Source organism: Streptomyces sp. SP17BM10 (assembly GCF_036322405.1).
In the GTDB taxonomy this organism is placed as follows: Bacteria; Actinomycetota; Actinomycetes; order Streptomycetales; family Streptomycetaceae; genus Kitasatospora.
The window spans coordinates 1-12,391 of sequence record NZ_JAQYXB010000334.1; the positions used below are offsets into that span (position 1 = coordinate 1).

Consider the following 12,391-nt stretch of genomic DNA (forward strand, 5'->3'; position numbering starts at 1 on the left):
CGACCGCATCCAGAAGCAGGCTGCCGGCAAGGTCAGTCCGGAGAGCTGGACTCACGGTTCCTCCGAGCAGCGCAAGAGCTGGTTCACCACGGGTTACCGCGGCGGTGACATGGCCCAGTGTGACACCTTCTCCGTCACCAGGCTCTGAGGGTCCCGTGCGGCGGCGCAGACCCTGTCACCTGTCAGGGACCGCCGCCGCCCGCTTCTTCCTACGCTGACGGCACTGGCCAGACCAGCGCACACCAGCAAGGGAGAACCACCTGATGCGCAGGATCACCTACGCCGCGGCCGCACTCGCTCTGACGACGGCCGCCCTGACCACCCTGAGTGCCGGAAGCGCCGGCGCCGCCGACGGCTCGTGGGCCGGCTGCCCGTCCGGCGCGGTCTGCATCTACCCCCAGGACCAGGACCCCGCCGCCGCCCCGAGCGAGGTGTTCTGGAGCTACGGTGCCCACAACCTCAGCGGTCAGTACGGCAACCACTGGGTGCTCAACAACCAGACCGGCGGTGCCCACGCCCACCTGTGCCGCGGCTCGGGCGGCGCCGACTGCGTCTACGACATCGCCGCCCGGAACGGCGTCTGGTACGACCTGGGGCCGATCAACTCGATCACTCTCGACCGGCCCTGACGACCGGTCAGGCGAATTGCCGGGGTGCTCGCTGTCGCGGGGGGACAGCGAGCACCCCCTTGCGCGTTCACGGCCGACTCCCGGCTCCCGGCGCCCGGCTCCCGGCGCCCGGCTCCCGGCGCCTGTGACCTGGAACGACCTGACCGTGACCTGACACTTCGTCAGGTGGATCAAGTCTCGAAGCCCGCCGCCATGCCCGCCGTCCTGACCTGGCCTTTGGAGATTCCTCCAGGTTTGGGTCCCGGGTCAGTGTTCATGAAGATAACGAATGATGGCCGATTCCCCGGAGTATGGATTTACTTATTGACGTCATACGTGTGGGCAGGTTTAACTCCCCCCACTCCGCCGCTGTGCCGCGGCGACGTCCACGAGAGGCACTCCACCCATGAACGCAATGACGCGTCGCGCCCTCATCGCCACCACCGCTGTCGCGATGGCCCTGTCCATGGCCGCGTGTGGCAAGGCCGGTGGCGACAAGAAGGACTCCGCCGCTTCCGGCGACAGCACCTCCATCGGTCTGCTGCTGCCCGAGAACGCCTCCTCCACGCGCTACGAGTCCTTCGACCGGCCTTTCATCGAGGCCAAGGTCAAGTCCCTGTGCCCGGACTGCAAGGTGCTCTACAACAACGCCGAGGGCAGTGCCGCCAAGCAGAAGCAGCAGTTCGACACCCTGATGGCGCAGGGTGTGAAGGTGATCGTCCTGGACGCCTACGACGCCAAGTCCACCCAGGGCTGGGTGCAGGAGGCCGCCGCCAAGGGTGTCAAGGTCGTCGCCTACGACCGCCTGGCCACCGGCCCGGTCGCCGCCTACGCCTCCTTCGACAACGAGAAGGTCGGCGAGCTCCAGGGCCAGGCCCTGCTGGACGCGGTCGGCCCGCAGGCCTCCGACGCGAACATCGTCATGATCAACGGTGACGAGGCCGACCCGAACGCCGCGCAGTTCAAGGCCGGCGCCCACAAGGTCCTCGACGGCAAGGTCAAGAAGGTCGTCTACGAGCAGTCCGGTGAGTGGAAGCCCACCGTGGCCTCCCAGAAGATCGGTGCCGCGGTCTCCCAGCTCGGCAAGAGCGGTTTCCAGGCCGTGTACTCCGCCAACGACGGTATGGCGGGCGCCATCATCACCCAGCTCCAGGGTTCCGGCATCAAGGTCCCCGTCGGCGGGCAGGACGCCGGCCTCGACGCCATCCAGCGCATCGTCACCGGCGACCAGGCCTACACCATCTACAAGGCCTACCGCCCGCTCGCCGACTCCGCCGCCGAACTGGCCGTCGACCTCCTCAAGGGCAAGGACGTCAAGTCCCTGGCCACCGCCAGTGTCGACAGCGACACCGACAAGGCCATCCCCGCCAAGCTCCTGGACGCCAAGGTCGTCACCAAGGCCAACATCAAGGACACCGTCGTCGCCGACGGCCTCTACAAGGTCTCCGACATCTGCACCGCCGACTACGCCGCCGCCTGCGCCGCCGCCGGTCTCCAGTAGCAGCGCCCGCACCAGGCCCGCGGGCCTGCGTCCCGCCTCAAGCACCCCACCACACGAGAAGGTTCACGTGACAGGCGCACCCGTCCTCCAACTGCGCGCGGTCTCCAAGCGCTTCGGCGCCGTCCAGGCCCTCACCGACGTCGACCTCGACGTCCACGCCGGTGAAGTCCTCGCCCTCGTCGGCGACAACGGCGCCGGCAAGTCCACCCTCGTCAAGACCATCGCCGGGGTCCACCCCGTCGACGAGGGCACCATCACCTGGCGCAGCGAGGCGGTACGCCTGACCCGCCCCCAGGACGCCCAGGCCCTCGGCATCGCCACCGTCTACCAGGACCTCGCCCTGTGTGACAACCTCGACGTCGTCGCCAACCTCTTCCTCGGCCGCGAGAAGCTGCGCGGCGGCCTGCTCGACGAGGTCGCCATGGAACAGCAGGCCCGCGAACTCCTGGACACCCTGTCCATCCGCATCCCCGACGTGCGCATCCCCGTCGCCGCCCTGTCCGGCGGCCAGCGCCAGGTCGTCGCCATCGCCCGCGCCCTGGTCGGGGAGCCCGCCGTCGTCATCCTCGACGAACCCACCGCCGCCCTCGGCGTCGAACAGACCGCCCAGGTCCTCGACCTCGTCGAGCGCCTGCGCGAACGCGGCCTGGGCGTCATCCTCATCAGCCACAACATGGCCGACGTGCGCGCCGTCGCCGACACCGTCGCCGTCCTGCGCCTGGGCCGCAACAACGGCGTCTTCACCGTCGCCGACACCACCCAGGAACAGATCGTCTCCGCCATCACCGGCGCCAGCGACAACGCGGTCACCCGCCGCCAGGCCCGCCGAGCCTCGCAGGAGGACGCCGCATGAGCACCCCCACCGACACCCCCGCCGACACCCCCGCCGGCACCCCCGCCGGCACCCCCGCCGCCGGCGGCGCTCCCGTCGCCGACCCGCGCCTGCTGGTACGCGCCACCGGCCTGAGCGGCTACCTCGAGGAGGCCCGCCGCCGCCTCACCAGCGGCGAACTCGGCTCCACCCCCGTCGTCCTCGGCCTCATCCTCATCGCCGTCATCTTCCAGTCCGCCACCGGCCACTTCCTCCAGGCCGACAACCTCACCAACATCACCAAGTACATCGCCGGACCCGGCCTCATCGCGGTCGGCGTCGTCTTCGTCCTCCTCCTGGGCGAGATCGACCTCTCACTGGGCTCCGTCGCCGGCGTCTGCGCCGCCATCGCCTCCGCCCTCGCCGTGCGCGAAGGCCTGGCCGAATGGCAGGCCGTCCTCCTCGCCCTCGCCACCGCCTGCGCCATCGGCGCCCTGCACGGCTTCTTCTTCGCCCGCATCGGCGTCCCCGCCTTCGTCGTCACCCTCGCCGGCATGCTCGCCTGGAGCGGCCTGCAGGACTACGTCCTCGGCGACCTCGGCACCGTCAACAACCGCCACGACGGCCTCATCGCCACCCTCGACACCCACTTCCTCGGCGACGGCGACATCGTCTACGCCTGGGCCCTGGCGATCCTCGCCCCCCTCCTCTACCTCGCCGCCCAACTGCGCACCGCCCAGCGCCGCAAGGCCCTGGGCCTCACCGCCCGCCCCACCGCCGACATCGCCCTGCGCACCGGCGCCCTCGCCCTGCTCGCCCTGCCCCTGGCCTACGCCCTCAACCAGGACCGCGGCCTGCCCCTGCCACTCGTCGTCCTGCTCGGCGTCGTCCTCGCCACCGACTTCGTACTGCGCCGCACCGCCTACGGCCGCCAGGTCTTCGCGGTCGGCGGCGGCGTCGAGGCCGCCCGCCGCGCCGGCATCAACGTCGCCTGGGTGCGCATCTCCGTCTACATGACCTCCGCCACCCTCGCCGGCCTCGGCGGCCTGTTCATCGCCTCCCAGCAGGGCTCCGCCGACAAGCAACTGGGCGGCGGCAACGTCCTGATGAGCGCGATCGCCGCCGCCGTCATCGGCGGCACCAGCCTCTTCGGCGGACGCGGCAAGACCTGGTCCGCACTGCTGGGCATCCTCGTCATCCAGTCCATCACCACCGGACTCGACATGGTCCACGCCGCCCAGGCCATCCAGTACATGATCACCGGCGCCGTCCTGCTCGCCGCCGTCGTCCTGGACTCCGTCTCCCGGCGCACCCGCGCCACCAACAGCCGCACCTGACCCTCCGGTCCGGCTCCCGGGCCCGCGCCCTCCGCAACGGACGGCGCGGGCCCGCCCGCATTCACGCCTCCTGCACCCCGTGCACCTCCTACACCTCCTGCACCTCGTCCCCCTCCCGCGGCTCCTGCGCCTCGTGCACCCCGTGCCCCTCGTGCACTTCCTGCGCCTCGTGCACCTTGTGCCCCTCCCGCGGCTCGTGCACTTCCTACGCCTCGCGCACCTCGTGCACTTCCTACGCCTCGTGCACTTCCTGCGCCTCGTGAAACCCGTGCACTTCCTGCGCCTCGTACGCCCTGTGCCCCTCCCGCGGCTCCTGCGCCTCCTGCGCCTCGTGAAACCCGTGCACTTCCTGCGCCTCGTGCACCTTGTGCCCCTCCCGCGGCCCCTGCGCCTCCCGCGCCTCGTGCGCTTCCTGCGCCTCGTGCACTTCCTGCGCCTCGTGCACCTTGTGCCCCTCCCGCGGCCCCTGTGCCTCCCGCGGCTCCTGCGCCTCGTGCACTTCCTACGCCTCGTGCACTTCCTACGCCTTGTGCACCTCGTGCACCTTGTGCCCCTCCTGCCCCTCCTGCGGCTCCTGCGGCTCCTGCGCCTTGTGCACTTCGTGCACTTCCTGCGCCTCGTGCGCCTCGTGCCCCTCCCGCGGCTCCTGCGCTTCCCGCGGCTCCTGCGCCTCCAGGAGCTCGGCCAGGCGCTCCACCGCCAGGGCGGTGCGCTCGCGGTCACCGGTCAGCGTCAGGTCGAACAGCAGGCCCCGCAGCACGGCCATCACCAGCGTCGGCGTGACGGCGTCCTGGGGCCCCGCACACACCCCGGCCAGGTGCTCGCGCAGCACGGCGAGCCAGTCGGTGACGGAGCGCCGCCCCTCGGGGTGGCGCTCCGGATGGGCCAGGTGGTCGGCGTGCACCTCGAAGGCCAGCCGCACGAACGGCGCCCGCTCCGGCGCGCTCAGCCACCGCCAGATCCCGCGCAGCCGCTGCGCCGCACCCGTCCCGTCGGCCGCCGGCAGCCCCTCGGCCAGCCGCGCGGCCCCGCGCCGGCGCGTCTCGGCGAGCACCGCCGCCACCAGCTCGTGCTTGCTGCCGAAGTCGTAGAGCAGCATCCGCGGACTGGTGGCGAGCGCCTCGGCCAGCGGACGCAGGCTCAGCCCGGCCAGCCCGTGGGCCAGTACGTAGTCGGCGGCCAGCGCCACCGTGCGCTCGCGCCGGTGCGGATCGGCCGGTCGTCCCATCTGCGCGGTCCCTCCTCCAAGACGCCCGTGCGGTGTGCCAGTATATGAAACAACCGTTTCAACAACGGTGTTCTCGACAACGGGGGGAACCGTTATGCGCACCGAAGACGACGTCACCACCGACCGTGCGGCCGACCGTGCCCTGGTGCTGGGCCCCGGCGGCTACCTGGGCACCGCCTGGACGGCCGGCCTGGCCGCCGGCCTGCGCGAAGCCGGCATCGACCTCGCCGAGGCCGACCTGACGGTGGGCACCTCCGCCGGCGCCATCGTCGCCGCCGTCCTGACGGCCGGCCAGGACCCCGCCCGCCTCGCCACCCCCACCGGCGCCGCCCCCGCCCGGCGTCCCGACACCGCCCTCACCGGCGCCGTCTTCGCCCTCCTCGGCCAGGGCCTGGACCCCGCCGAGGCCCGCCGCCGCGTGGGCCGCCTCGCCCTTCAGAGCGCCGACCCCGAGGCCGAAGCCGACCTCCTGCGCCGCCGCACCGCCCTGATCGCCACCGACACCTGGCCCGAACAGCGCCTGCTCATCACCGCCGTGTGCGCGCACAACGGCGAACCCGCCCTCTGGGACGCCGCCTGCGGCGTGCCGCTGGCCCGCGCCGTCGCCGCCTCCAGCGCCTTCCCCGGCATCGAGGTGCCCGTCACCGTCGACGGCCGCCACTACATCGACGGCGCGCTGCGTGCCGGCACCAACGCCGACCTCGCCGCCGGCGCCCGCACCCTGGTCGTCATCGACCCGCTCGCCCACCGCCACCCCGGCACCCCCACCGCGCCCGGCGCCCTCACCCTCGCCCCCGACCCGGCCGCCGCCCGCCTCCTGGACACCCCCGGCCCCGCCGACCCCGCCACCTGGCAGGCCGCCTACCGCGCCGGCCACACCCAGGCCACCCCCGCCGCCGCCCTCCTGCACGAGGCCTGGCGGCCCGTCACACCACGGTGACCCACGACACCTCACACACCCGCAGCCAGTGCCCACCGGCGTGAACCGGCGCGTGGCGAAGCAGGCCCCCTCCGCATCCCCTCCATATCCCGTCCGTATCGGCGCCGGTGCCCGTCCGCGTCCCGTCCGTATCGGCGCCGGTGCCCGTCCGCGCCCGTCCGCATCCGCGCCGGTGCCCGTCCGCGGCCCGTCCGTATCCGCGCCGGTTTCCCTCCGGTGCCCGTCCGCGTCCCGTCCGTATCCGCGCCGGTTTCCCTCCGGTGCCCGTCCGCGTCCCGTCCGTATCCGCGCCGGTTTCCCTCCGGTGCCCGTCCGCGTCCCGTCCGTATCCGCGCCGGTTTCCCTCCGGTTCCCGTCCGCGTCCCGTCCGTATCCGCGCCGTCGGGCCCCGCCGGCGAGAACCCGGTGCCCTCGCGGCTGCCCGGCTTCGCGTGCCGCCGGTGAACGCCCGCCGGCCTCTGCACGCGTGCGGCCGTGAACGCCCCCTCCCCGGCAGGCCGTGTGCCCGACCACCGCCAACGCCTGTGGCGCCCGCGGCCGTTGCCCTCCTTCCCGGTGACGGGTCCGGGGCAGGGGCGTGCGATGATCGTCCGATGCCGAGCCACCTCACCGTCCTCGGGACCTGCGGCGCCTGGCCCGAGGCCCACCGCGCCGCCAGCGGCTTCCTCCTCGACCACGACGGCCACCGCCTCGTCCTCGACCTCGGCTACGGCACCTATCCCCGCCTGGCCGCCCTCGGGGCCGAACCGGACGCCGTCGTCATCACCCACGAACACCCCGACCACTGCGCCGACCTCAGCGCCCTCGCCCGCGCCCGCTACTTCGCCCCCCGCCGCGGCCCGCGCCTGCCCCTGTACTGCCCGCCCGGCGTCCTCACCCGCGTGCAGGGCATGGAACCCACCGAGGACCTCCACGACGTCTTCGACATCCACCCCCTGCCGGCCACCGCCACCCTGCGGGTGGGACCGCTGCGCCTGGACAGCGCCCTGCTGCCCCACCACGTCCCCCACGCGGGCGTGCGCCTGAGGGCCCCCGGCCTCACCCTCGCCTACAGCGGCGACGCGGGCCCCGGCCCGGCCCTGGACCAGCTCGCCGCCGGCGCGGACCTGTTCATCGCCGGCACCACCCTGGACGCCGCCGGGGCCGACCCCCGCCTCCTGAGCCCGGCCCAGGCCGCCGCCTGCGCCGTCCGCGCCGGGGCCCGCCGCCTCCTGCTGACCCATTTCCGGCCCGGCACCGACCGCACCCGCCCCGTCGCCCAGGCCCGGGCCGCCTTCCCCGGCGGCGAGGTCCTCGCCGCCGAGGAGGGCATGGTGCTGGCCCTGTGACGCGGGGGCCGCGCTACGCCGGGCGGTCGAACTCCCCGTCGCGCACGGCCGTCACGAAGGCCTGCCAGGCCGAGGAGCGGAAACGCAGCACCGGCCCGTGCGGATCCTTGGAATCCCGTACGGGCATGACGCCGGTGAACCCGTCGGCGACCTCCACACAGCCGTCGGAACCGCCGCTGTGGGTGCTCTTGCGCCAGGTGGTCGTACGGTCGTTGTCCATCGCGGTAACCCCTCCTGATCGAACACGGTCAACTGGCCACCACGGTACGGGCGCGGCACCCGGCGGCGACACCCGGCCCCGGCCGCAGGCGTCAGGGATCCGTCAAGGGCCGGTCCGGGGCGGCGGATGATCCGGCCGCAGGGGTGAGCAGGGCAACGGGGCCCGGCCGCCGGGGGCCCGCCGGGCGCACCGGCGGCCCCCGGACGAGGCGCCGGCGCCGCCCGGCGCGCGCTGGCGGGCCTTCGGGTCGAGCGGCCGTGCGTGAGCCGTCCCGGCGGCCACGACGGCGTCCACTTCCTCGCCGCGCGCGCCGGGTCCGGCCTCCGCGGGCGGGCGGTGCCCGGCGCGCGGCGAGCCGCCCGGGGGCGTCGGGGGAGGGGGCGTCGGGGGAGGGGGCCGCCGGGGATCCGTCAGGGGGCGGCGGCCTTCTGGATGCGGGCGGCGAACAGCTCGGAAAGGCGGTGGAGTTCGGCCGGGTCGAGGGCGCCGCGTTCCAGGGTCGTGGTGGCCACGACCGTGCCCAGGCACATGGTGAGGTTGATGCCGTCCAGGCCGCCGGCGTTGCGGCGGTAGGCGTGGCCGCCGGCGGTGCCCGCCACCGGCGGGACGTCGGCCTTGGGGTACCCGGCCGACCACGCGCTCTCCTTGCGGCACGCGTCCTGCGCGCCGGGGCGGTCGGCGAAGGCCCGCAGGACGAAGGTGGCGCGCTCGCCCTCGGCCTCGAAGCGGATGCGGCCGGTCGCGAGGGCGGCGCAGTCCCAGGAACCGTCCCCGGCGCAGTCGTCGGCGCCGGGCGGCGTCGGGGCGACGTCGGTGTTGCCGCTCTTGTACGCCCAGCCGTGCATCGAGCCCGGGTCGGGCAGGGCGGCCTGGATCTTCGCCTTGTCGTTCAGGACGGTGGCGAAGTCCACCCCGGCCGGCACCGGCGCCGCCCCGGGCAGCGCCCCGCCCCCGCCCCCGCCGCCGCAGCCCGCCGCGGTGAGGATCCCCAGCGCCACCAGGGCCGCCGCCCCCGCGCGGCCTGTGCCCGTCGTCCTGCGCACAACGCCTCTCCCGTCACATCACTGTCGTACCGTCAGATGATCTTGGCAGTGCGACGGTGCGCGATCAACCGGGAAGCCGAGGGGTGGACGGGGAGGGTCTGTGCGGCTGCTGTGGAGGCCGCCCGGTGGCCAGGGCGCGCAGCAGGGCCTGCGGCGCGCGGGCGTCGGGGCGGGCGGCCGGGGCGAAGAACGCCGCCTCCGCCCGCCCCACCGCCGCGGCGGCCGCGCGGGCCGCCTCCGCGCCCCGGCCGGTGACCCGCAGGCGCCGGGCCCGGGCGTCGCGTGGGTCGGCCTCGCGCTCCAGCGGCCCCGTGGCCTCCAGGCGGCGCACCGCCTGCCGGACCGTCCGCGCGTCGGTGCCCGCCCGGCGGGCCGGCGCCCGCCGGTGGGGCGGCGCCTCGCCGCGCCCGCCGGGGTGCCACGCGCAGGCCGGCGGGCGCGAACTGGCCATGCGTCAGGCCGTACGGCGCCGGCGCCGCCTCCACCACCCGCCTCCACCACCCGCCGCCACCGCCCGCCGCCGGCGCGGCGCCGCCTGCCACAGCCGCAAGTCCGGTCCGTGCCATGGCCGTTGGCACGGCCGGTGGCGCGTCTGGTGGGACGGCCGTTGGCGCGTCTGGTGGGACGGCCGGTGGCGCGTCGGGTGGGACGGGCTTCCGGCCGGGGGCTCGGGCGGGGGCTCACAAGGCGGAGCCGCCCGCGTGGGTGAACAGGGCTTCCATCGCCTCGGGGAAGTCCTCGGTGATGGCCGGTCCCAGCTGCGGGCCCGTCTCGCCGGCGGCCGGCCCGTCGATCTCCAGGCGGTGCACCACCGTGGTGCCGCCGTCGCCGCGCGGGCTGAGCCGGTGGCTGAAGCGCAGCACCACGCCGGCGAACGCGGTCTCGTCCGCGTAGTGGGCGTTCTCCTCGATGGCGGTGATCACCGAGGTGATCGGGTCCTGGCCGCAGGGCGTCATCGACACCTTCGCGCCGACCTCGAACGGGCCGAGCAGCGTGACCGACTCCATCGAGGTGTCCCACCGCGGCCAGTTGTCGAGGTCCTTCAGCACCGCCCAGACCGCCTCGGGCGCCGCCGTCGTCTGGCCGGTGTACTCGTGGCTCCACATGTCGCGTGCTCCCCGTCGCTCGAAATGTTCTACGCAGAGATTATCTCCGCGACGACTATCGTGCAAGGGGTCCCCGCCCGTCCGCCCGTCGCCCGCCCGTCGCCTGCCCGCCCGCTCTCCGTCTCGCAGCGCCATCGGCCCCGCCGCCGTCGGCCGGAACCCGCACCGCTCGTAGAAGGCCCCCCGGGTGCGGCTCGAAGTCGACGTGCAGCCACTGCGCCCCGCGCGTCCGTGCCTCGGCGGCCGCCGCCCGCGCCGGTCGCACCCCCCGGGCCCCGCCGGCGCTCCTGCGGATGCACCGTGGCCCACCCCCGCACGGATGGCGGCGCACTGAACCCGCCCTGGGCGGCGTCGTCGCGCTGCTCACCGCGGCATGGAGGAGGGCCTGAGCCCGCCCGCCCCGGCGGTGTGCTCCCGTACCTGCCGGGCCTGTTCGAAGAGGGTGTCGGTGCAGTGGGCCGCCACGCGGCCCAGGAGCGGTTCGGGGGTGGAGAAGCCGTCCGCCCGGGCCGTCGCCTCGCGGGCGGACGGGTCGATCTGGGGGAGGCCGGTGCGGCGGATGGCGTCGACGGAGCCGGTCCGGACGATGCGGCGCAGCCCGGCTCGGACGATGCGGCGCAGCCCGGCTCGGATCATGGCGCCGGTGCACATGGGGCAGGGCTCGCCGGTGGTGTGGAGGGTGGTGGCCTTCCAGCCGTCGTTGCCGTGCCGTGCCGTGCGAGGTGGTCGGCGATGGCGGCGCTCTCGCCGTGCGGGAGCGGGCTGGAGGCCCTGGCGTTGACGCCGCGCGCCGGGACCTCGCCGCCGGCGGTGGCGACGATGACGGCGCCGAAGGGGTGGGCGGGGTTGGTGCGGGTGAGGTCGATGGCCGGCCACATGAACCGCTCGTGCTCGCCGTCGCCGTCGCCGTCGTCGTCGCGCTCGTCGGTCACGGCACGCGGCGGGGCGCCGGGCGCGGGGAGCGCGGTGCCGGCCAGGGCCTGCAGGATCCGGTGTCGGGCGGCGTCCGTGGGGGTGCCCTCCTGGTTGGCGGCGTCCCGCGCTGGCGGCGGACCCGTGCGCGGCGGGGGAAGTCGGCGCAGTCGACGTCCCGATCGGGAATGGGGATGCGGTGCCGTGTCAGTGGCGGCCCGCTCCGGGGTAGTGGCGGCGTTGGCAGGGCGACGGACTTCGGGTGCTCAGCCGGCCTGCGCCCCGGCAGACCGGGCAGGCCTTCGTCGTGCCGCATTCCCCGCCCGGCGCTTTCGGTGGGGCGGCCGGCCGGGCACCCGTCCGCGGCCACCGCCGCCGGGGCACCGGCCGAGGCCGTCGCACGCGCAGCACGGGACGTAGCCAGGCGTGAGGGTCTCCGGCGTCCGCACCGGCACCGGCACCGCCACCGCCACCTGTTCCGGCTCCGGCTCCGGCTGCCGGACGGGTCGCGGCGGGCACGGTGCCGGTGTCCGGGTGCGGAACACCGCGGGCGGGTGTGTCCTCGCTCGTCAGGATGCGGATGCCGTTGCCTCGCGGTGGGCGACGAGCACGGTCCGGAGCCGCCCGCGGTCTCCTCCCGTGCCGCCGTGACGTCCCAGCCGGCCGCGCGCAGGAGGGAGGCCGCGGGGGAAGCCGTCTCGGCGGCGGTGACGGTCGCCGGGCGGTCGCCCTGGTCCTGCGTGGCGTAGGGGTGGTGCGGGGGCTCGCGCCGGCCGGCGGTCTTCGGCTCGTCGGGGGACGGCCGGCGCAGGTGGACACGGATGGTCGGCTCTTTGATCAGGTCTTTGATCAGGGCGGGCGGCTGTCCGCGCAGCGAGCGGCCCGCCCGGTCCCGTTCGGCACGGGCCGTCGAAGTCTCGTCCATGGCGGCCCCGTGGGCCCGGAACGTGTCACGGGCCGTCCGGCCCCGCCGCTGCCGAGGGGCGGGAGGCCGGCGGGAGGCGGGGCGAGCGCGGCGGGCGGGCCCGGGGAGGCGGGGCGAGCGCGGCGGGGCGGCGGGGCGGCGGGCGGGCCCGGGGCGCCGGGGGCGCCGGGCGGGGCGGGGGGATCGCCGGGAGAAACCCGGGGGCCGGTCCACGGCGCCGTCCGCGCCTCCTACGTCGAATGCGTGTGCGCCGCCGCGCCGCCGCCCGCGCTCCCCTCACGAAGTCCTCACCCGGGCGCCGCAGCCGTCCCGGTGCGTTCCCGAAGCGTCCGCCCAGCTCAAGGCCGCCGTCACTGTGCGTCGTCCGGGTGAACGGTTCGCACACCCCCGCGGCGGCGGCGCGCCCCCTGCGACCGGTAGCGTCCCGGTCGC

The 12,391-nt window shown here is 75.1% G+C and carries 15 protein-coding genes; 7 read left to right on the plus strand and 8 right to left on the minus strand.

The window, feature by feature from the left end; all coding sequences use genetic code 11:
• From PUR71_RS02000 to PUR71_RS02020, 5 genes are all read left to right on the plus strand, one after another.
• The coding region (locus PUR71_RS02000) for a neutral zinc metallopeptidase (protein WP_329924603.1) at nucleotides 1-148 on the plus strand (148 nt) is incomplete at its 5' end.
• Between the two features lie 115 nt (nucleotides 149-263).
• The gene (locus PUR71_RS02005; protein ID WP_329924541.1) at nucleotides 264-629 is read left to right on the plus strand and encodes a hypothetical protein; all 366 of its coding nucleotides are present in this window, start codon (nucleotides 264-266) and stop codon (nucleotides 627-629) included.
• A gap of 385 nt (nucleotides 630-1,014) precedes the next feature.
• Entirely contained in the window at nucleotides 1,015-2,109 is a 1,095-nt protein-coding gene (locus PUR71_RS02010) for a sugar ABC transporter substrate-binding protein (protein WP_329924542.1), read from the plus strand.
• Between the two features lie 67 nt (nucleotides 2,110-2,176).
• On the plus strand, nucleotides 2,177-2,962 hold the full coding sequence (locus PUR71_RS02015) for an ATP-binding cassette domain-containing protein (RefSeq protein ID WP_329924543.1): 786 nt from the start codon (nucleotides 2,177-2,179) through the stop codon (nucleotides 2,960-2,962).
• Nucleotides 2,959-4,257, plus strand: a complete 1,299-nt coding sequence (locus tag PUR71_RS02020; protein WP_329924544.1) for a sugar ABC transporter permease — start codon at nucleotides 2,959-2,961, stop codon at nucleotides 4,255-4,257. Before PUR71_RS02015 ends, PUR71_RS02020 begins: the two co-directional genes overlap by 4 nt.
• A gap of 232 nt (nucleotides 4,258-4,489) precedes the next feature.
• Here the strand turns inward: PUR71_RS02020 and PUR71_RS02025 are convergent, their stop codons facing one another.
• Both PUR71_RS02025 and PUR71_RS02030 read right to left on the minus strand, forming a co-directional pair.
• Nucleotides 4,490-4,702: a hypothetical protein gene (locus PUR71_RS02025; protein ID WP_329924545.1), complete on the minus strand. Its 213-nt coding sequence runs from the start codon at nucleotides 4,700-4,702 to the stop codon at nucleotides 4,490-4,492.
• A gap of 75 nt (nucleotides 4,703-4,777) precedes the next feature.
• On the minus strand, nucleotides 4,778-5,485 hold the full coding sequence (locus tag PUR71_RS02030) for a TetR/AcrR family transcriptional regulator (protein WP_329924546.1): 708 nt from the start codon (nucleotides 5,483-5,485) through the stop codon (nucleotides 4,778-4,780).
• Between the two features lie 94 nt (nucleotides 5,486-5,579).
• Between PUR71_RS02030 and PUR71_RS02035 the strand changes: the two genes are divergently transcribed.
• Complete coding sequence (locus PUR71_RS02035; RefSeq protein ID WP_329924547.1) at nucleotides 5,580-6,425, plus strand: patatin-like phospholipase family protein; 846 nt, start codon at nucleotides 5,580-5,582, stop codon at nucleotides 6,423-6,425.
• Nucleotides 6,426-7,018: 593 nt separating this feature from the next.
• The gene (locus PUR71_RS02040) at nucleotides 7,019-7,753 is read left to right on the plus strand and encodes an MBL fold metallo-hydrolase (protein WP_329924548.1); all 735 of its coding nucleotides are present in this window, start codon (nucleotides 7,019-7,021) and stop codon (nucleotides 7,751-7,753) included.
• A gap of 13 nt (nucleotides 7,754-7,766) precedes the next feature.
• On the opposite strand, the gene PUR71_RS02045 is transcribed toward PUR71_RS02040, so the two are convergent.
• The 6 genes from PUR71_RS02045 to PUR71_RS02070 all read right to left on the minus strand — a co-directional run bounded on the left by PUR71_RS02045 (nucleotide 7,767) and on the right by PUR71_RS02070 (nucleotide 11,054).
• Nucleotides 7,767-7,973, minus strand: a complete 207-nt coding sequence (locus PUR71_RS02045; RefSeq protein WP_329924549.1) for a DUF397 domain-containing protein — start codon at nucleotides 7,971-7,973, stop codon at nucleotides 7,767-7,769.
• Between the two features lie 410 nt (nucleotides 7,974-8,383).
• Nucleotides 8,384-9,016: a hypothetical protein gene (locus PUR71_RS02050; protein WP_329924550.1), complete on the minus strand. Its 633-nt coding sequence runs from the start codon at nucleotides 9,014-9,016 to the stop codon at nucleotides 8,384-8,386.
• Nucleotides 9,017-9,080: 64 nt separating this feature from the next.
• The gene (locus tag PUR71_RS02055; protein WP_329924551.1) at nucleotides 9,081-9,467 is read right to left on the minus strand and encodes a MarR family winged helix-turn-helix transcriptional regulator; all 387 of its coding nucleotides are present in this window, start codon (nucleotides 9,465-9,467) and stop codon (nucleotides 9,081-9,083) included.
• 229 nt (nucleotides 9,468-9,696) lie between these two features.
• Nucleotides 9,697-10,122 carry an SRPBCC family protein gene (locus PUR71_RS02060; protein WP_329924552.1) on the minus strand — a complete coding sequence of 142 codons (426 nt, stop codon included), beginning with the start codon at nucleotides 10,120-10,122 and terminating at the stop codon, nucleotides 9,697-9,699.
• Nucleotides 10,123-10,485: 363 nt separating this feature from the next.
• Nucleotides 10,486-10,758 carry a hypothetical protein gene (locus PUR71_RS02065; RefSeq protein WP_329924553.1) on the minus strand — a complete coding sequence of 91 codons (273 nt, stop codon included), beginning with the start codon at nucleotides 10,756-10,758 and terminating at the stop codon, nucleotides 10,486-10,488.
• Nucleotides 10,755-11,054 (minus strand): hypothetical protein, encoded by a 300-nt coding sequence (locus tag PUR71_RS02070; protein ID WP_329924554.1) that lies wholly within the window; start codon nucleotides 11,052-11,054, stop codon nucleotides 10,755-10,757. Before PUR71_RS02070 ends, PUR71_RS02065 begins: the two co-directional genes overlap by 4 nt.
• Nucleotides 11,055-12,391: the final 1,337 nt, after the last annotated feature.

Coding starts and splice junctions, on each gene's coding strand:
- PUR71_RS02005 (WP_329924541.1), top strand. CDS start 264: ATGCGCAGGATCACCTACGCCGCGGCCGCACTCGCTCTGACGACGGCC.
- PUR71_RS02010 (WP_329924542.1), top strand. CDS start 1,015: ATGAACGCAATGACGCGTCGCGCCCTCATCGCCACCACCGCTGTCGCG.
- PUR71_RS02020 (WP_329924544.1), top strand. CDS start 2,959: ATGAGCACCCCCACCGACACCCCCGCCGACACCCCCGCCGGCACCCCC.
- PUR71_RS02030 (WP_329924546.1), bottom strand. CDS start 5,485: ATGGGACGACCGGCCGATCCGCACCGGCGCGAGCGCACGGTGGCGCTG.
- PUR71_RS02035 (WP_329924547.1), top strand. CDS start 5,580: ATGCGCACCGAAGACGACGTCACCACCGACCGTGCGGCCGACCGTGCC.
- PUR71_RS02040 (WP_329924548.1), top strand. CDS start 7,019: ATGCCGAGCCACCTCACCGTCCTCGGGACCTGCGGCGCCTGGCCCGAG.
- PUR71_RS02045 (WP_329924549.1), bottom strand. CDS start 7,973: ATGGACAACGACCGTACGACCACCTGGCGCAAGAGCACCCACAGCGGC.
- PUR71_RS02055 (WP_329924551.1), bottom strand. CDS start 9,467: ATGGCCAGTTCGCGCCCGCCGGCCTGCGCGTGGCACCCCGGCGGGCGC.
- PUR71_RS02060 (WP_329924552.1), bottom strand. CDS start 10,122: ATGTGGAGCCACGAGTACACCGGCCAGACGACGGCGGCGCCCGAGGCG.
- PUR71_RS02065 (WP_329924553.1), bottom strand. CDS start 10,758: ATGATCCGAGCCGGGCTGCGCCGCATCGTCCGAGCCGGGCTGCGCCGC.